Origin of the sequence: Pseudonocardia xinjiangensis (genome assembly GCF_012911925.1) — a bacterium.
GTDB lineage: Bacteria > Actinomycetota > Actinomycetes > Mycobacteriales > Pseudonocardiaceae > Pseudonocardia > Pseudonocardia xinjiangensis.
The window spans coordinates 33,701-51,994 of sequence record NZ_JAAXKY010000035.1 but is presented as its reverse complement, the minus strand read 5'-3'; the positions used below and the strand labels follow the sequence as shown (position 1 = coordinate 51,994).

The 18,294-nt window shown below is 71.1% G+C and carries 18 protein-coding genes; 15 read left to right on the top strand and 3 right to left on the bottom strand.

Going from position 1 to position 18,294, the window contains the following annotated elements; genetic code table 11:
- Nucleotides 1–30 precede the first annotated feature (30 nt).
- From HF577_RS13445 to HF577_RS13395, 11 genes are all read left to right on the top strand, one after another.
- Nucleotides 31–1,233: an ABC transporter substrate-binding protein gene (locus HF577_RS13445; protein WP_211174217.1), complete on the top strand. Its 1,203-nt coding sequence runs from the start codon at nucleotides 31–33 to the stop codon at nucleotides 1,231–1,233.
- Nucleotides 1,230–2,576, top strand: coding sequence for an FAD-binding oxidoreductase (locus HF577_RS13440; protein ID WP_169396155.1), 1,347 nt, complete (start codon nucleotides 1,230–1,232; stop codon nucleotides 2,574–2,576). Before HF577_RS13445 ends, HF577_RS13440 begins: the two co-directional genes overlap by 4 nt.
- On the top strand, nucleotides 2,573–3,358 hold the full coding sequence (locus tag HF577_RS13435; protein ID WP_169396154.1) for a creatininase family protein: 786 nt from the start codon (nucleotides 2,573–2,575) through the stop codon (nucleotides 3,356–3,358). The genes HF577_RS13440 and HF577_RS13435 overlap by 4 nt, the downstream gene beginning before the upstream one ends.
- Nucleotides 3,359–3,761: 403 nt before the next feature.
- Entirely contained in the window at nucleotides 3,762–6,125 is a 2,364-nt protein-coding gene (locus HF577_RS13430) for a sensor histidine kinase (RefSeq protein WP_169396153.1), read from the top strand.
- A 28-nt stretch (nucleotides 6,126–6,153) separates the two neighbouring features.
- Nucleotides 6,154–6,579 carry a roadblock/LC7 domain-containing protein gene (locus HF577_RS13425; protein WP_169396161.1) on the top strand — a complete coding sequence of 142 codons (426 nt, stop codon included), beginning with the start codon at nucleotides 6,154–6,156 and terminating at the stop codon, nucleotides 6,577–6,579.
- The gene (locus HF577_RS13420; protein WP_169396152.1) at nucleotides 6,576–6,947 is read left to right on the top strand and encodes a DUF742 domain-containing protein; all 372 of its coding nucleotides are present in this window, start codon (nucleotides 6,576–6,578) and stop codon (nucleotides 6,945–6,947) included. The genes HF577_RS13425 and HF577_RS13420 overlap by 4 nt, the downstream gene beginning before the upstream one ends.
- Nucleotides 6,928–7,521, top strand: a complete 594-nt coding sequence (locus HF577_RS13415) for a GTP-binding protein (RefSeq protein ID WP_169396151.1) — start codon at nucleotides 6,928–6,930, stop codon at nucleotides 7,519–7,521. Before HF577_RS13420 ends, HF577_RS13415 begins: the two co-directional genes overlap by 20 nt.
- A gap of 259 nt (nucleotides 7,522–7,780) precedes the next feature.
- Nucleotides 7,781–8,821, top strand: a complete 1,041-nt coding sequence (locus HF577_RS13410; protein ID WP_246266319.1) for a hypothetical protein — start codon at nucleotides 7,781–7,783, stop codon at nucleotides 8,819–8,821.
- Nucleotides 8,775–9,410, top strand: coding sequence for a hypothetical protein (locus HF577_RS13405; protein ID WP_169396150.1), 636 nt, complete (start codon nucleotides 8,775–8,777; stop codon nucleotides 9,408–9,410). Before HF577_RS13410 ends, HF577_RS13405 begins: the two co-directional genes overlap by 47 nt.
- A complete protein-coding gene (locus tag HF577_RS39240; RefSeq protein WP_169396149.1) occupies nucleotides 9,407–10,264 on the top strand; it encodes a nucleotidyltransferase family protein in 858 nt (285 codons plus the stop codon). The genes HF577_RS13405 and HF577_RS39240 overlap by 4 nt, the downstream gene beginning before the upstream one ends.
- An 8-nt stretch (nucleotides 10,265–10,272) precedes the next feature.
- A complete protein-coding gene (locus tag HF577_RS13395) occupies nucleotides 10,273–11,703 on the top strand; it encodes an amidohydrolase family protein (RefSeq protein WP_169396148.1) in 1,431 nt (476 codons plus the stop codon).
- A 124-nt stretch (nucleotides 11,704–11,827) separates the two neighbouring features.
- Here HF577_RS13395 and HF577_RS13390 read toward each other — a convergent pair whose 3' ends face one another.
- From HF577_RS13390 to HF577_RS13380, 3 genes are read right to left on the bottom strand one after another with little or no spacing between them, the layout of a single operon-like run.
- Nucleotides 11,828–12,619: an HAD-IIA family hydrolase gene (locus HF577_RS13390; RefSeq protein WP_169396147.1), complete on the bottom strand. Its 792-nt coding sequence runs from the start codon at nucleotides 12,617–12,619 to the stop codon at nucleotides 11,828–11,830.
- Nucleotides 12,620–12,654: 35 nt separating this feature from the next.
- Nucleotides 12,655–14,136: an MFS transporter gene (locus HF577_RS13385; RefSeq protein WP_312859118.1), complete on the bottom strand. Its 1,482-nt coding sequence runs from the start codon at nucleotides 14,134–14,136 to the stop codon at nucleotides 12,655–12,657.
- Between the two features lie 22 nt (nucleotides 14,137–14,158).
- Nucleotides 14,159–14,743 (bottom strand): carboxymuconolactone decarboxylase family protein, encoded by a 585-nt coding sequence (locus HF577_RS13380; RefSeq protein WP_169396146.1) that lies wholly within the window; start codon nucleotides 14,741–14,743, stop codon nucleotides 14,159–14,161.
- A gap of 139 nt (nucleotides 14,744–14,882) precedes the next feature.
- On the opposite strand from HF577_RS13380, the gene HF577_RS13375 reads away from it, so the two are divergent.
- From HF577_RS13375 to HF577_RS13360, 4 genes are read left to right on the top strand one after another with little or no spacing between them, the layout of a single operon-like run.
- Nucleotides 14,883–15,401: a 2,4'-dihydroxyacetophenone dioxygenase family protein gene (locus HF577_RS13375; protein WP_211174216.1), complete on the top strand. Its 519-nt coding sequence runs from the start codon at nucleotides 14,883–14,885 to the stop codon at nucleotides 15,399–15,401.
- A gap of 27 nt (nucleotides 15,402–15,428) precedes the next feature.
- Nucleotides 15,429–16,235 (top strand): SDR family NAD(P)-dependent oxidoreductase, encoded by an 807-nt coding sequence (locus HF577_RS13370; protein WP_169396145.1) that lies wholly within the window; start codon nucleotides 15,429–15,431, stop codon nucleotides 16,233–16,235.
- A gap of 17 nt (nucleotides 16,236–16,252) precedes the next feature.
- Nucleotides 16,253–17,239 carry a thiamine pyrophosphate-dependent dehydrogenase E1 component subunit alpha gene (locus HF577_RS13365; RefSeq protein WP_169396144.1) on the top strand — a complete coding sequence of 329 codons (987 nt, stop codon included), beginning with the start codon at nucleotides 16,253–16,255 and terminating at the stop codon, nucleotides 17,237–17,239.
- The gene (locus HF577_RS13360; protein WP_169396143.1) at nucleotides 17,232–18,269 is read left to right on the top strand and encodes an alpha-ketoacid dehydrogenase subunit beta; all 1,038 of its coding nucleotides are present in this window, start codon (nucleotides 17,232–17,234) and stop codon (nucleotides 18,267–18,269) included. The genes HF577_RS13365 and HF577_RS13360 overlap by 8 nt, the downstream gene beginning before the upstream one ends.
- Nucleotides 18,270–18,294 lie beyond the last annotated feature (25 nt).

The window sequence follows — 18,294 nt, the reverse complement described above, 5'->3', positions numbered from 1 at the left end:
CCCGGATCCTCCCCGCCCCCTGGAGCCTTGATGACCCTGATGAGACGGACGCGCGGGCGCCGCGGCGCCGCACTCGTGACCACCGCACTGGCCGCCGCCGTCGCCCTCACCGCCTGCGGTGGCGGCTCCGGCCCGCCGTCGGGCGCGGCAGCGGGGCCTGCCGCGCCCGCGGCCCCCGCCGGGGGGCCGCTCGACCTGGCCGGGGTGTGCCCGGCCACCGTCGTGATGCAGCAGGACTGGCAGCCGGAGTCCGAGCACGGCGCGATGTACAGCCTCGTCGGGCCCGACCGCACCATCGACGCCGACGCGAAGACGGTGAAGGGCTCGTTGGTCGCCCACGGCGTCGACACCGGGGTGGACATCGAGGTACGGCCCGGGGGCCCGAGCGTCGGGTTCCAGCCGGTGCCTGCCCTCATGTACCTGGACGACTCCATCGTGCTCGGCGCGGTGAACTCCGACGAGGCGATCAGCTCGGCGGCCTCGCACGCCACGGTGGCGGTGACGTCCCAGATCACCGTCAGCCCGCAGATCCTGATGTGGGATCCGGCCACGTATCCCGGGAAGACCACGATCCGGGACGTCGCCGCGACGGGCGCCCCGGTCGTCACATCGGGCGACGTGATCCCTGCACTGCTCGAGTCGCAGGGCATCATCGCCGCCTCGCAGTCCGACACGAGCTACGACGGCACCCCGGCGCGCTTCGTCTCCGACCCCAAGATCATGCAGCAGGGATTCGCCACCGCCGAGCCCTACATCTACGAGAACGAGATCGCCCAGTGGCACAAGCCGGTGGGCTTCGAGAAGCTCGCGGACGTCGGGTACTCGATCTATCCCGAGCCACTGGCCGTGCGGGCTGACAAGCTGGACGCGCTGCGGCCCTGCCTGCAGAAGCTGGTGCCGATCATGCAGCAGGCCCAGATCGACTACCTGAAGAACCCCAGGCCCACCAACCAGCTGATCGTCGACCTGGTCAACGCCTACCAGACGGGCTGGACCTACTCCGCCGGTGTCGCCGACTTCTCCGCGAAGGCGCAGGTCGACCAGGGCTTCGTGACGAACGACCCGGCATCCGGGGTGTTCGGGCAGTTCGATCCCGCGCGGATGCAGAAGATCGTGGACACCTTCGGCCAGATCCTGCAGCGCAACGGCACCATCATCGCGGTCCCCGGCCCGAAGAGCCTCTACACCAACGAGTTCATCGACCCGAACATCAGGATGGGCTCGAGCGGGTGACCACAGTGTCCGAACGCACCGCAGCAGCCGCCGCCGAGCTGGAGCGGCTCGGGGTGGGGTCGGTCTCCACCGACCCGGCCCTGATCACGAAGGTCTCCTCGGACTGGTCGCGGATGTCGCCGGTGCTGCAGGAGAAGGTGCCGCCGGGGCGTTACCTGGCCGACGTCGTCGTGCGCCCCGCGCGGCCCGAGCACGTCCCGACCGTGCTGAAGGTCGCCTTCGAGCACGACGTCCCGGTGACGCCGCGCGGGGCGGGCACGGGCAACTACGGCCAGGCCACACCGTTCGACGGCGGCATCCTGCTCGACCTGCGCGGGCTCGACTCCATCACGGTGGGCGACGGCGGCACCGTCACCGCGGGGGCGGGGGCGCGCATGACGGCCATCGACCGGGTGGCCCGCGCGGCCGGTCGCGACATCTGGATCTTCCCGTCCACCAAGAGCTCGACGATCGGCGGTTTCGTCGGGGGCGGCAGTGCCGGCACGGGCACGATCGAGAGGGGCACCACGAGCGACGGGTACGTCGTCGCGGCGACGGTCGCCCCGATGGACGGCAGCGGCACGATGGTCACGGTGCGCGGCGACGAGCTGACGCCCTTCATCCACACCTACGGGGTCACCGGGATCCTCGTCGACGTCGAGGTCCGCACCGATCCGGCCCGCGACTGGACGGCGGTGTACGCGGCGTTCCGGTCCTACGCGGACCTCGTGGCCGTGCACCGCTCGCTGCTCGACCTGCCGCGGCTGCCCCGGCTCGCCTCGGCCGACGAGCCCGCCCTCGTGCCGACGCTGCCCGCCCCGGTGGCCCTGGACCCGACCCGGCACAGCCTGCGCGTGATCGTTGAGGCGTCCACGGTGGACGAGCTGGCCGATCGGGTCCGCCGCGGCGGGGGAGAGGTGGTGGCGGTGTTCACCGACTACACCGAGACCGACCGGCTCTCGGGCATGTCCTACAACCATCCGGTCTGGTTCCTGCAGCGCGCCCACCCCGACCGGAGGTTCTTCCACATGGAGACCGGCGGCACCCCGCTCTGGGACGATCCCGCCGCCGTCCGCGCGGTCTACCCCGGGCCGGTGCACCTGCACCTGGAGCTGTTCGGCCACGGTCCCGGGGCGATGGTGGTGGCCGGCTACCGGGGTGAGGACGACGTGCTGGCGGGTATCCCACGGCTGGAGGCGCTGGGCGTCGGCGTGCACTCGCCCCACCAGTGGTACGTGGACCGCAACGTCCAGATCGCGATCGAGACAGCCCGCCGCACCGACCCCAAGGGCCTGCTCAACCCCGGCAAGCTCACGGCGGCGCCACCGGTCGATACGCGGGTGAACATCGGAGTGCGGTCATGAGCGAGACGAACGTTCCCCGCTTCATCGACCTCACCGCGCCCCAGGTCGCGGCGCTGCCCCCGGACACCGTGGCGGTGCTCCCGCTCGGGGCCGTGGAGCAGCACGGCCCACACCTCCCCATCTCCACCGACTACGTCACGGCCACCGAGGCGGCCGAGGCGGCGGTCGCCGTGGTCGCGCGGGAGGGCTCCGCGCCGGTGGTGCTGCTGCCCGGGCTGGCCTACACCAAGTCCGACGAGCACCACTGGTCGCCGGGCACCATCTGGCTGTCGTGGGACACGCTCATGCACACCCTGGTCGACGTCGGCCGGTCCCTGCAGACCTCGGGAATCACCCGGCTGCTGTTCGTCAACGGGCACGGCGGCAACTCCGCGCTCGGCCAGGTCGCGTGCCGGGAGATCCGCAGGCGCTTCGGGCTCCGTACCTTCTTCGCGCACCTGTCGGTGCCCGTCGACCAGGGCGGCGGTGGGTCGACCTCGTCCGAGCTCGGGATGGGAGTGCACGGCGGCCACAACGAGACTTCGCTCATGCTGCACCTGCGCCCGGAGCTGGTGCACCTGGAACTGGCCGGGCGGCGGGTGCCGGAGCGGCTGGCCGAGTTCGACCTGATCGGGTTCGGCAAGCCGGTGTCGTTCGGCTGGACGAGCGACGACTTCGGTCCGGACGGGTACATCGGCGACCCGACGGGAGCCACCGCGGAGCACGGCAAGCTGCTCTTCGAGCTGGCCGTCACGCGGCTCGCGGCAGTGATCGGTGAGGCCGCCCGCTTCACCACGCGGTAACCGTCACCCGGGACACCGACGAGACGGTGAGCGGGTGCGCCCCACCGGGACGGGCGCGCACCGGCGCCGGGAGGGCAACCGCGTCTTGGCACTGTGGCACCCGTCTCAAGGAGGTCGCCACCGGCCTGACAAGATCATGAAGGATGCCGCCGGCTGACAAGATCGCGGCCTGTCGCACAGGGGGCGGAGGGGTATGGCTGGGACTGGTTGCGGACGGCGCACAGCGCCCGCGGCCGAACCACCCGGGCTCCGTTCCGGCTGTCCCGGCAGGACACCGACCGTCCTCGCTCGTACATGCCGGATTTCGTCGCCAGCGCTGCTGACAACCGGGATCGTCGTGTCTGCCTCCTCCGCCGGTTCCCTACTTTCCCCCGACCGACTGTCCCTCAGGAGTTCGTGAACTGTGCAAGCAGAAAAGGACAAGGGCGAGTCCGGCAGGCCGTACGACAAGTCGATCCGGCAGAGGCTGACCAGGACCGTCCTCATCCCCAGCCTCACGCTGTTGGTGCTCTTGGGTGTGGTCTCCTCGTACTTCTTCATCACCGGCTTCTACGTCCGCGCGGTCGCGGCGTCGGTGCGTGAGGTGTCGATCCCTGCCGTCGCCGCGCTGGCCGCCCTTCAGGAGGAACGGCAGCTCGCCCTGCAGTACCTCGACAATCCTGCACCGGTGCAGTCGCAGCTGCCCGCTGCGCAGCGAGTGACCGACGAGCGCCTCGCGGCGCTCGAGGCCGCTTTCGACGCCACGATCTCCAGTGCGCCCGAAGAGATCGCGAGCCAGGTCACCGCATTGCGGGGTCAGTTCGAGCAGCTGCCGGTGCTGCGCTCGCAGATCATCCTGCGCAGTATCGACCAGACACAGGTGAGCACCTACTACGACGGTGTGCTGGACGCGGCGGCGAACCTGTTCGACACCCAGGCCCGGGTGGTACCTGATGCCCAGGCCGCGCTGGGCGGTGTCACCGCGACCTCGGTCTTCCGCGCCACGGAGATGATGTCGCGGGAAAGTTCGCTCGTGGCGGCGGCGTTCGCGTCCGGGACGTTGACCCCGGACTCCTTCGTGCGATTCACCCAGCAGTCCGGCTACTACCGCACCCAGCTGACCCAGATCGCGCCGTTCCTGGATCCCGCGGTCCGCGTCAAGCTCGAGGCCTTGACCACCAGCGCGAGCTGGCAGCAGCTGGCCGGCGCGGAGGATGCGATCCTGCGGCACGGCCCGTGGTCGGCCGCCGGGCGCGCCGAGGTGCCGGTGACCGAAGCTGACTGGAAGCGCATCACCGACGACGTCGCCGGAGGTCTCAACGACATCGCGGTCGATCAGGCCGACAGGGTCTCCGCGGCTGCGCTCGCCGCTGGAGATGCGCAACTGCGCAACGCGATCATCGGCAGCATCCTTGCGCTGCTCGCATCGCTCGTCTCGATCATCGTCGCTGTGCGGGTGTCGCGTTCGCTTGTCGACCGTGCGCTGATGACCCGCCTGGCCGGGCTGCGCAGTGACGCGCTCGACCTGGCCAACACCCGGCTGCCCAGCATCGTGGCCCGCCTGCAGAAGGGCGAACCCGTCGAGCTGCAGACCGAACTTCCCCAGCTCGACCACGGTCGCGACGAGATCGGCCAGGTTGCCGACGCGTTCAACATCGCGCAGCGGACCGCGGTCACGGCCGCCATGGGCGAGGCGAAAGCGCGCAGCGGGTTGAGCTCCGTGTTCCTGGGCATCGCGCAGCGCAGCCAGGTGCTGATCCACCGGATGCTGCAGCAGCTCGACGAGTTGGAGCGCAGGGAGGAGAACTCCACCCAGCTCGCGGCGCTGTACCAGCTCGACCACCTGGCCACCCGAGCGCGGCGCACCACGGAGAACCTGATCATCCTGGGTGGGAAGCAGCCGGGTCGGCGCTGGCGCAAGCCGGTCGCGCTGATGGAGGTGCTGCGCGCCGCGGTGTCGGAGACCGAGGAGTACGCACGGGTCCAGGTCGAGCAGGTCCCGGACATCGCGGTCGTCGGGGGCGTGGTGGCCGACCTCGTGCACATGATCGCCGAGTTGGTCGACAACGCCACCTCGTTCTCGCCGCACAACTCTCCGGTCGAGGTTACCGGCCGTCTCGTCGCCCGCGGGGTCGTGGTCGACGTGTCGGATCAGGGGCTCGGCATGAAAGACGACGTGCGTCAGCAGGCCAACCTGATGATGGCCACGGCGCCGGAGTTCGACGCGATGGCGCTGCGGGCCGACTCCAGCTTGGGCCTGTTCGTGGTCGCGCGGCTGGCGGCCAAGCTGCGCGTCAGCGTCACCTTCGACCCGTCTCGGTACGGCGGCCTGCGGGCCACCGTGCTCATCCCTTCGGAGCACCTGGTGGACAGTGAGGATGCGGACCGGCCCGACGACGCCGATTCCGCGCCGCGCACGGATCCGGTGATCGTGCAGAGGGCCCCGGCGAGCTCCCAGCCCAGGCCGCATGCGGCACCGGCGCGCCCCCGGCCCAGGCCGCACCCAGCGCCGGCCTTGACCGCGGGCGATTCCACGCCTGGCGTGGCACCTGCCGCAGGTCCGGAGCCGAGGCGTGCGGTCGGTTCTGCGCCGCCGCCGGCCGAGCGAGGTGACGATCGGCCGCCTTTGCCGCAGCGGATGCCTCAGCACCACCTTGCCGCCGAGCTCAGGGAGGAGCCCGACGACGACAGCCTGCGCGAGGCCCCAGCCGGGGACAGGGCAGCGCAGACCATGGTGGCGTTCTACAGGGGCACCCGTCTGGGGCGTGAAAGCGCCGGTGATTCGTAGTGCGCAGCGTTACGGGAAAGGTTATCGCATGAACGGGCATGGGAACGTCACGTCAGACCTCAGCTGGCTGCTCGACGATGTCGTGAATAGCGTCGTCGGCGCCCTGAGCGCCGTCGTGCTGTCAGCCGACGGGCTGCAGATCGGCAAGTCCGCCGGTGTGAGCAAGGATGACTCCGACCAGCTGTCGGCCATCGCCTCCAGCCTGCAGAGCCTCGCCAAGGGAGTCAGCCGCCAGTTCTCCCGGGGCGATGTGGTGCAGAACATGATCGAGATGGAGCGCGGCTACCTGTTCGTCCTGGCGGCCGGGCGGGGGGCCTGCCTCGCCCTGCTGGCGGACGACAGAGTGGACGTCGTGGCGGTCGCCTACGAGATGAACCGTCTGGTCAAGCGGGTCGGCGACTACCTCGCGGCTGCCCCGCGCAACCCCGGGCAACTGCTCTCGGAGGCCCCGTGAACAGGGACGAAGGCTGGTACGACGAGTCGGCGGGGCCCCTCGTGCGGCCGTACACGATCACGAACGGCCGGACCCCGACAGCCACCGCGCAGCTCGACCTGTCCACTCAGGTGATGGCCCTGCGAGCGGAGCGGGAACCCACCGGGCTGAGCCCGGAGCACCTCGCGGTGGTGCGGCTGAGCCGCGCGCCGGTGTCCATCGCCGAGATCGCGGCTCACCTGCACCTTCCGCTCGGAGTCGTCCGGGTGCTGTGCGGCGACCTGATCGACCGCGGTCTGGTCATCACGCGGTCCCCCACCAACCGTTCGGCGCAGCGGCCGGACCTCGACACGCTCCAGGCGGTTCTCGATGGCCTCATCAATCTCTGACGACCGAGGGATGGACTCCGTCCCCACCCCGGTCAAGATTGTCATTGCCGGCGGGTTCGGGACCGGGAAGACCACCATGGTCGGCTCGGTCAGCGAAATCCCGCCGCTGACCACCGAGGAGGTGCTCACCGAGGTCGGCGCGGGCATCGACGACCTGACCGGTGTCGAACGGAAGCGCACGACGACGGTTGCGCTCGACTTCGGTCGGATCACGATCTCGCGCCGGCACGTGCTGTATCTGTTCGGCACCCCGGGCCAGGAGCGTTTCTGGTTCATGTGGAACGACCTGGCGCGCGGCGCGATCGGGACCATCGTGCTCGTCGACACCCGGCGTTTGGAGACCAGTTTCGCGGCGATCGACTTCTTCGAGCGCCGGGCGATTCCCTTCATCGTCACGGTGAACTGTTTCGATAACGCCCCCCGCTACACGGTCGAGGAAATCCGTGCGGCTCTGGCCATCCCCGATCGGGTGCCGGTCATGCTGGGCGACGCCCGTGACCGCGAGTCGAGCAAGCTCGCCCTGGTCCGGCTGGTGAAGCACGCGATGGCGACGGCACTGCCGGCCTCGGTCTGACCCCTATGTGACCCTATGGGGCGATCATGCAAGTCATACCACCCGTACGGCAGAGCAGATTGGGCCACTCGGGCTACATCTCTGTAGCGGAGCGTGTACCCGAAGGTACCGTCGGTGGGTGGCCTGCCACTCACCGGGGTATCGGGAGAAACTGTTTCCCGCATATGGGCAATCATTCGAAGAGTTTCTCTGCGGACTGTGGTCCACGGCGGGTCACGCGCTCAGCGTTCCGGGCGACGAGGTTGGCCGGACAATATCCATGCTGCGCGCTGCGCTTCCCGAATGGGCGGGTCAGCGGATCGGAATGACGCCCGGTCGGCCATCCTATGTGGCTGACGACGGGTTCCCGGCTGAAATGTCGGCGAACTGGTCCGGGCGTTATCCGGAGTTGCGCCTGCTGTTCGACACCTTGGGTGAGGGCCGCGACCTCAGTTCGCTGACGGGGGCCGGGAGAACGGTCACCCGTCGGTCCAGGGAAATTCGTGAGATCTTCACGCCGCGGGCCGGTCGGCCATCGTCGGCGCCGCTGTGGCGCTCGCTCGCCTGGCGTCCGCCCTCGCGCGTGGTCCACAAGACCTACCTGGGGCTGTACGCCTGGCCGCCCTCAGACCGCTACGCCGCGGTGGATGAGGCCATGGACCGACTCGGGATGGCCGCCGCGTGGGACGACGCCCGCCGGCGCGTCGAGGGTGTCCCGGGCCGGCGGGAGATCGAGTTCTTCGCCATCGACGAGACCGACGAGATCGACGCCCGTGTCAAGATCTACTACCGCAACCACGGTGCCGACATCGGCGAGATGAACCGCATCGCTTCGGTAGCGGCTCGCCACGACGTCGACGGCGCGCTGGCGGCCTATCGGACGTTGACCGCCGACGGCCCTGATGCGGGGGAGGCGGCGCTGAGCTGCCTGGCGTTCCGCCCCGGCCTCGACCGGGCGGCCGAGAGCACCACCTACCTGCGGCTGGGCGACCTGGCGGCGAGCGACCGGCAGGCCGTGGACCGGGCTGCGGAGCTGTTGCGCCGCGAGGGCGTCGACCCGGCCCCGTTGCATGCCCTCGCCACCGCTGTGGCGCCCGGGCCGCTGGAGGACAGCCGGGGCTTCCTGGCCCTGGTCAGCTACCGCGCCGCGGGCCGGCGCGGGGACATCACCACGTACTTCCGGTTTCCCGTCTACGACCGACTCGCACCGCCGCCCCGCCTCGCTGTTGCGCATGTGCGGGACCAGGAATCAGCGCCATCGGAAGGAGCCGACGATGAGCCAGCAGGACGTGGCGTGGATCGCCCGCTACAACGGGGATAGGCACCGGGAATACGAGCAGTCGGCCCTGATCCGCTTACTGGTCGATGAGGGCACCGCCGAAGCAACGAAGAAGGCAGTCCTGACCTACCTGCAGCCCTGGTCGAACGCCTTCCAGCGCATGATCAGCGCGCGGGTCACCTTCGAGACCGACCCGGACCTGCGCACCCTCGCGCTGCAGCACCAGCAGGAGGAGATCGGGCACGACGCCATCCTGGCCCGCAGCCGCGCGAGCGACCAGCGGCTCGTCTGGGACCCCGTCATCGAAGCGGGCGCATCATGGTTCGTCGACCAGCTCGCCACGCTCCCCGGGGTCCAGCGCGCGGCCCTCGCCCACCTCGCTCTCGAATCGGGGAGCCTCGTCCTGAGCCAGGCGGGCTGCCGCGCTTTCCCCGGTGACCCCTACTTCGCCCTGCACGACGAAGCTGACACCGAGCACCTCGAGATGGGCTACCGGGTCCTGCGGGAGCGCACCGACTGGACTGTTGAGGCCCTCATCACCGTGCTGGACCGGGCGTGGCAGGTCATCACCGTCGTCTCCGACCGCATCGCCGAGCGAGCCCGACGAGACACCGCCGCAGCCACCGCATGACCACGACCGACCCCACCACCGCTGCCCGCGCCGTCGCCGACGAATGCACCCACGCCTACCAGGACGCGTTCGCCGACCGCCTGGTCGCCGCCTACCTCCTGGGCAGCCTCGCCTACGGCGGCTACGCCCCCGCCGTCAGCGACATCGACCTTGCCCTCATCCTCACCGACACCCGCGCCGGCGATCACGACATCGTCGCGACCACGGGGGAGACCCTGCGCGGGCAGGGCGGCCTGTACCGCAAACTGTCGGTCTTCTGGAGCTCACTTCCTGCCCTGCGCGCCGGGCACGACGACGGACGTTTCCCCGCACTCGACCGCCTGGAGCTGGCCGACCACGGCGTACTTCTGCTCGGTCGCGGTATCACCCGGCAGGTGGCCCGCCCGGCCACAGACGAGCTGCTGCTGGACAGCGCCCGGTTCGCCGTCGACGTCCTCGCGACCGACGAGGTGACGGCGGAGTTCCGGCACCCCCGCCGCCTCCTGACCGATCCGGTGTGGTTCACCAAGGCCGTGCTGTTCCCGGTCCGCTTCCTCTACACCGGTATGAGGGCCGGCGGGCGCGCCGCCACGAACGCCGAGGCCATCGACTGGTACCTGGCCCAACCGGAGCCCACCGCAGCGTCTCTGGTCCGTCTCGCCGCGCGCGTTCGGGCTGGAGATCCACTGAACCCGGAGCAGGTCGCCCTCGAGCTGGCCGCCGGCTTGATCCCGCTCTATCAGCACTACATCAGCGACCAAACACGCTGGCTGCGCCGAGCCAATGCTCCAACGAGCATCATCAGCGCCTTCACGCGCTGGCACCAATGTCTTGGACAATTCGGTGGAGGAGCCGCCCGACCTGCCACCGGATGATGGGAGGCATGCCCGCTCTCACTCTCGTCAACGCCGTCCTCCTGCCGATGGCCGATGCCGCGCCGGGTGCCCCCGACTGGTTCGTCGGCTGGATGCGCGTCGACGAGTCCGGCCGGATCAGCGGGATCGGGCCGGGCAGCCCGCCCCCGGAGGCCGCCGACGGCCCCGCCGCCACGGTGGTGGACGCCGGCGGCACGATCGTCGCCCCGGGGTTCGTCTCCGCGCACTCGCACCTGTTCACCTCTGGCCTGCGCGGGATCGCCCCGGGTTCCACGCTCTACCCCTGGCTGCAGGCGATGTCGGAGGTCTTCCGGCACGCGGACGCCGAGGCGATGTACTGGTCGACGGTGCACGGGGCGCTGGACTTCCTCGCGTGCGGCATCACGAGCGCCTACAACTTCACCCAGTCCCGGGTGAGCTGGGTCTTCGACCCGGCCACCGCGCGGAGCACCGTGGGCACCGTGCACCCGCCCGAGTACCTCACCCGCCAGTTCGACGGGGCGGCCGACACCGGGCTCCGCGTGATGACCGCGATCCGGCTCGACGACGAGGCCGCGCCCGAGCCCCAGGTGCTCGGGACCTTCGCGGACATGGTCGCGGCCTGCGCGGAGCGCACCCCCGCCGACCAGCACCTCGGGGCCTCGGTCTTCGGTGCCGTCCAGTGGGCGGCGTCACCCCGCACCGCCGAGATCGAGGCCCAGGTGATGCGGGAGCACGGGATCGGCAACCAGTCACACTTCCTCGAGACCGCACAGGACGTCGAGGTCCAGCGCGCGAAGTTCGCCTGGTACACCGACGCCGGGGTGCTCGGGCCCGCCCTCCTGCTCGGCCACTTCGTGCATCCCACCGACGAGATGGTGACGGCGGCGGCCGAGGCGGGTTGCGGGATGGTCTGGCAGGCGACCTCGAACGGCCGGCTGGGATCCGGCATCGCCGACGTCGTGCGGTTCGCCCGCGCCGGGATGCGGATCGGCATGGGGCTCGACGACCAGTCGTGCACGGACCAGTCCGACCCGTTCGGCAACATGCGCCTGGGCATGTACACGATGCGCGCGCTGCACACCGATGCTTCCGTGCTTATGCCGAGGGAGGTGCTGCGGATGCACACGCTGGGCTCGGCCGAGGTGCTCGGCGTGGCCGACCGGGTCGGGAGCCTGGAGATCGGCAAGTTCGCCGACTTCGTGGTCGTCGACCACCGCGCGCCCGGCACGGGTCCGGTCTGGGACGTCTACGCCACGTACGTGATGGCGTGCGGGCTGCGCAACCTGAAGCAGGTGTACGTGGGCGGCGCGCTGGTGAGCGAGGACGGGCGGTGCACCGGCCCGCTCGCGGCGGACGTCGACGACGCGCTGCACGACCGGATCACCCGGGCCGCCCGCGCGGCGGGGATGCACCCGGCCCTGGACCCCGCCCGGCAGGTGCCGGACGCCCGGCCGTGACCGTCGATCCGGCCCGGGCCTGCCCCAGGTTGTAGCGGCGACATCGACGGGGGAGTGGTGGGGACGGGTGCGCGGCCACTCTGACGTCGAGGTCGGGGCCGCCCCTGCGTTCTCCAGCCGGCGGCTACCGGCCGAGGCCGAGCAGCGCGGGCACGTCGGCGATCGAGTCGACGACGTGCTGCGGGCGGTGCCCGCCGACACCGTCCTCCGCGTCCGGGCGGAACTTCCCGGTGCGCACCAGCACGCCGGTGAGGCCGTGGTCCTGCGCGCCGAGCACGTCGGACTCCACGTCGTCGCCGATCATCACCGCCGCCGCCGCGGGGATGCCCAGCCTGTGCAGTGCTGCGGCGAAGAACTCCGCGGCCGGCTTGCCGAGCACCACCGCCTCGGTGCCTGCCGCCTGCTCCAGCCCCAGCAGGAAGGCGCCGCTGTCGAGCTGCAACCCGGCATCGGTGCGCCAGAAGAGGTTGTGGTGCATGGCGAGCAGCTCGGCGCCCCGCTGCAGGTGGCCGAACACGTCGTTGAGCGCCTCGTAGCCGAACTCAGGCCCGGCCCCACCCACCACGACGACGTCGGGCCGCGCGTCGGGGCCGTGCACCAGGCGCACGCCCTCGAGGTCCTCGGTGACGTCCCCGCTGTTCAGCAGCAGGCACGCGGCGTCGGGCCGGTGCTCCCGCAGGTGGGCCGCCGTGGCGGCGGGTGCGGTGAGCACGTCGTCCGGGCCGATCGGGAAGCCGGCCCCGGTGAGGGTGTCGGCGATCCGGCGCCTGGTCCGCGACGTGGTGTTGGTGACCAGCGCGAGCGGCAGCCCGGCCTCCCGGATGGCGGTGACGGCCTCGACGGCACCGTCCAGAGGTTCCCAGGAGACCGTCAGCACACCGTCGATGTCGATCAGCACGCCGCGCACGGAGTCCATGGCGGCACGTTACCCGCGGGGAGACGGGTCCGAGCTCACCAGCTGCCGCGATGGTCGGGCATCGAGAGGATGAGCGGCACGGCGGCCAGCAGGATCACGGCGAACACGGCGAAGACGTAGGCCTGGGTGATCCCGGGCTGCGCGCTGACCGAGAGCAGCGCCGTCGTGATCGAGATCGAGACGATCGCGCCGGACTGGCGGAACATCCCGCGCAGCCCGGTGATCGCCGAGATCTCGCGGGGCGCGAGGTGCAGCGACGCGTTGTTGCTCGCAGGCGCCGCCATGCCCATCCCGAGGCCGGTGATGCCGGCGGCGAGCGACAGCCATGCCTCCACGGAGAGGCCCTGCGGCGGTAGCGCCAGCATCACCATCCCCACGGTCATCACGGCGAAGCCGGCGACCATCAGGATCCGGTGCCCGGTGCGGCGCAGCAGGAACACCGACAGGCCAGAGAGGCTGATCATCCCGACCGCCCGGATCGCGAGCAGGCCCCCCGCGGCGAGCGGGGCGATGCCGTAGCGGTTCTCCGCGTAGATCGGCACCAGCGTGCCGAAGCCGAGGGCCGCCGCGCCGAACATCACGTTGACCGTGTTCATCGTTCCGAAGGTGCGGCCGCGCAGGAGCCGCATCGGCACGACGGCCGCAGGGTCGCGGCGGGCGTGCCGCAGGAACCGCCAGCAGAGCACGGCTGCCACGGCGCCGGCCACCCCGGCCGCGGTGAGCTGCAGCCGCAGGTTGCCGGGGGTGCCGAGCGCGGTGATCGCGGTCATGGTGGAGAGCAGCAGCCCGCAGAGCAGGGCGATCCCCCGCAGGTCGATGGGGGCGGCCGTGGTGCGCGGTGTCCTGCGGATCAGGACGGCCACCAGCACCACCAGCAGCACGCCCAGCGGGAGGTTGATCAGGAAGATCGCCCGCCAGGACGTGTAGGTGACGAGCACGCCGCCGACCACGGGCCCGATGATCGCGCCGATCGGGAAGATGCTGGTGAACAGGCCGATCGCCCGGTCGCGATCGCGCCCGAACTGGTCGGCGACGATGCCCGTTGCCGACGGCACGATCGCCCCGGCGGCCAGGCCCTGGAACACCCGCACGACGATGAGGGTGGCGATGTCGCCCGCCATCCCCGCGCACAGCGACGTCAGGGTGAACATCGTGATGGCGACCAGGAAGATCGTCTTGCGGCCGAACTGGTCGCTGAGCTTGCCGGCGATCGGCATGGACATGATCTGGCCGAGCGCGTAGACGGTGATCGTCCAGCTGCTCCACGCGAGCGAGCCGCCGAGGTCCTTCTGGATCGCGGGGAGCGCCGTGGCCACCGACGTCTGGTCGATCGACGCCATGAGCAGGGCGATCGCGATCACGGTGAACACGGTCCACCGGCGGGGGAGGGGCTCGTCGTCCCCTCGTCGATCCCGATCGATCGAAGCGGTGGCGGGGCGGGAGCGCAGCATGGAACGCAATATTAATTGCTTGATGCTAAGCAAGCAAAGAACCGGCAAGGTCGTGCCGGTGGCCACGCGGTGACCACCGGGAGCGCGCCTACCCCCGTCTCCTGGCCGTCTCAGGGCCGGGCGTCTGCTCGGCCAGCGGGAACGCCTCGAGGTAGCGCTCGTAGTCGGGCTCCACGTCGATCTGCAGGGTGGCGAGGATGCGGATCACCGCGTTGTAGAAGGAGATGACGATGACGAGGTCGACCAGGCGGGCCCGGCCGAGGTGGCCGAGCAGGACGGCCCAGGTCTCGTCGGTCATCCGGGTGTCCGCGGTGATCTCCCTCGCCGCGGCCAGCACGGCCGTCTCCACCTCGCCGAACCCGTGCTCCCGGCCGGCGGTGGCGGCGATGAGCGCGGTGACGTCGTCGTCGGACACCCCGAAGTCGTGCCCGATCTTGATGTGGTGGCTCCACTCGTAGGGGCTGGCGGTGAGGTAGCCGACCTGCAGGATCGCGAGCTCGCGCAGCCGCGGGTCGAGCTCGCAGCGGTGGCGGATCCACTCGCCGAACTCCGCGTGGGTGCGCAGCGCGTCGGGCGAGTTCGCGAGCGCGCGGAACAGGTTGATCGGGCGGGCCAGCAGGGGCCGGTCCTCCTCGGCGAGGTCGGACTCCGACAGGTAGGGCACGAGAGCCATGGGCGCGGAACTCCATCGTTCGTGAGCGAGGTACTCGGGTGCGCGGTGCGGTCGGGATGTTGACGCGATGCGCGTCCCATGATTACCGTCGTTCAGGTAATGCCGCAACGATTCATAATATGAAATCGAGGTGGGCGTGATGAGCGAGGACGCTCTCGTTCCCTTCCGCGGCTCGCAGCCGCCCGGCATGGTGTCCGACCTGGTCATTCCCGGTGCGCTCGACCTCGACGGCGACGAGCGGCTGTGGGTGCCACAGGCGCCCGACGTCGCGTTCCGGCCGCTGTTGCTCACGCCGAGCCAGGGCTACTTCGTGAACCTGCTGCGGGTGCGCCGCAGCGGCGTGCTCTCCCGGCACCGCCATGCGGGACCGGTGCACGCGTTCACCCTCCGCGGGCGCTGGCACTACCTGGAGCACGACTGGGAGGCGACCGAGGGCAGCTACGCCTTCGAGCCGCCGGGGGAGACCCACACGCTCGTCGTGCCCGACGGCGTCGCGGAGATGGTCACGCTCTTCCACGTGACGGGCACCTACGTCTACGTCGACCCCGACGGCGCGGCCACCGGGTACGAGGACGTCTTCACCAAGATCGAGAACGCGCGGCGGCACTACGCGGCGGTCGGCCTCGGCGCCGAGCGGGTCGAGGAGTTCATGCGCTAGGCGAGAGTTCGACGAAGGGGTCGAGGCATGGGTCAGCGTGTTGCGGGCAAGGTGGCGATCGTGGTCGGCGCGGGGCAGACCCCCGGCCTGACCGCGGGCAACGGGCGCGCCACCGCGGTACTGCTCGCCAGGGAGGGGGCCAGGGTGCTCGCGGCCGACCGCGACCTGGCTGCCGCGGAGGAGACCGTCACGGAGATCGCGGCCGAGGGCGGCGAGGCGGTGGCCGTGCGGGCGGACGTCACCGACGAGGACGCCATCGCCGCGATGACCGCGGCCTGCCTCGAACGGTGGGGCCGGATCGACATCCTGCACAACAACGTCGGGGTGAGCATCGCCGGAGGGGACGCCCCGATCACCGAGATCGAGGCCGACGCGTTCGCCCGCATCACGGCGATCAACCTGCAGGGCATGGTTCTCACCTGCAAGCACGCGATCCCCGTGATGCGTGAGCAGGGCGGCGGCGTGATCACGAACATCTCCTCGATCGCCGCGGACATCAACTACCCGTACGTCGCCTACCGGACGTCCAAGGCGGGCGTCGTCACCCTGACCGAGCACATCGCGATCACCAATGCGGCCCACGGCATCCGCGCCAACGCGATCCTGCCCGGCCTGATGGACACGCCGATGGCGATCGAGAACCGGGTCGGGCGCGGCGGCGTCACCCGGGAGCAGGTGATCGCCGAGCGCAACGCGCACGTGCCGCTGCGCAACACGATGGGCACGGCGTGGGACGTCGCCCGTGCCGCGCTGTTCCTGGCCTCGGACGAGGCCTCGTTCATCACCGGTGTCGCGCTGGCCGTCGACGGCGGCCAGCGCCTCGCCGTCGGCTGAGACGGACGGAGCGAACGATGAGCGACCAGACGCGCGCCACGGACGGGGTGACCGGCTCCCGGTCCCGGATCCTGGCCGACCTGCACCAGGTCTGGCGGATGCGGGTGTTCGAGGAGAAGGTGCGGGACCTGCGGCTCGCCGGCGACGCCGTCGGCTCGATCCACCTCGGGATCGGCCAGGAGGCCGTTGCGGTCGGCACCGCGGAGCTCATCGGACCCGACGACGCCCTCTTCGCCACCTACCGCGGCCACTCGTGGGCGCTCGCGTGCGGCGTGCCGCCCGCCGCGCTGTTCGCCGAGGTGCTCGGCCGGGCGACCGGGACGAACGGCGGCCGCGGCGGCTCGGCGCACCTCAGCGCGCCCGCGCACCGCTTCTTCGGGGAGAACAGCATCGTGGGCGCCGGGGCGCCGATCGCGGTGGGAGCCGCGCTCGCCGGCCGCTTCGACGGCTCGGGCCGGGTGGCGATCACGGTGTTCGGCGACGGGGCGATGAACCAGGGCGCGGTGCACGAGGCGATGAATTTTGCGGCCGCAATGAACCTGCCGGTGGTGTTCGTCTGCGAGAACAACACTTGGTCCGAGCTCACCCCGATCGACGAGATGGTGCGCGACCCCCACCTGCACCGTCGGGCCGCCGCCTACGGCATCCCGGGCGAGCGGATCGACGGCAACGACCCCGCGATCGTGCGCGACCGGCTCGGTGCCGCCGTCCGGCGGGCCCGCGAGGGCGGGGGCCCGACACTGGTCGAGGCGATGACCGCGCGGCTCGTCGGGCACTACATCGGCGACGCCGAGCAGTACCGCAGGCCCGGTGAGCTCGATGAGGCCCGCAGGCTCGAGCCCACCGTCCGGCTGGCGGCGCAGCTGCGGGCCGCCGGCGCGCCGGACGCCGAGATCGAGCGCGCGGAGCACGACGCTCGCGCGGAGACGGAGCAGGCGGCGGCCGAGGCGCTCGCCGCCCCGCTGGCCGACCCGGCGACTGCGAAGGACCACCTCTATGTCTGAGACGACCTCGATCTCCGAGACGCCGTCCGCGACCACCACCCCGGCGACCACGACCTCCCAGCTCACCTACGGGCAGGCGGTCAACGCCGCACTGCGCCGCTGCCTCGCCGAGCTGCCGGACACGCTGCTCTACGGCGAGGACGTCGCCAAGCCGGGCGGCGTCTTCGGGGTCACCCGCGGGCTGCGGCGCGAGTTCGGGGAGCGGGTCTTCGACACTCCGATCAGCGAGTCGGCGATCCTCGGGTCGGCCGTGGGCGCGGCCATGCTCGGCCGCCGCCCGATCGTCGAGATCATGTGGGTCGACTTCTCGCTCGTGGCGTTCGACCAGATCGTCAACCAGCTGGCCAACGTGCACTACGTCAGCCGCGGACAGCTGCGGGCGCCCGTGGTGATCCGGACCCAGCAGGGCTCGGCGCCGGGGGCGTGCGCGCAGCACAGCCAGAGCCTGGAGGCGTTCTTCCTGCACGTGCCGGGCCTGCGGGTGTGCATGCCGTGGACCGCGCAGGACGCGTACGACCTGCTGGTGGCGGCCGTGTACAGCGACGACCCGACGATCGTGATCGAGAACCGCACGCTCTACAACGCCGCGAAGCAGGACGTCGTGCTCGGCGGTCCGGTGCAGCAGCCGGGCGGCCTGCGGGTGCGCCGCGAGGGGTCGGACGCCACGGTGGTCACCTGGGGGGCGTTCACCGCCCGGGCGCTCGAGGCCGCCGCGGCACTCGCGGAGCAGGGTGTGTCGCTGGAGGTGCTGGAGCTGCCGTGGCTCAACCCGTTCCCGACCGACGAGGTGATCGAGCGGGTCCGGCGCACCGGGCGGCTCGCGGTCCTGCACGAGGCGAACGTGACGGGCGGGTTCGGCGCCGAGGTGGTGGCCCGGGTGGCGGGGGCGGGCGTGCCGCTGCGCAGCCCGGCGCTGCGCCTGGGCCTGCCCGACACCCGGGTACCGGCCGCGCCGAGCCTCGTCGCGGAGCTCCTGCCGGGCAGCGACCGGATCGCGGCCTCGCTGCGGCAGTGGGTGCTGGGCCCCTGACACATCCGCCGCTCCCCGCATCGGA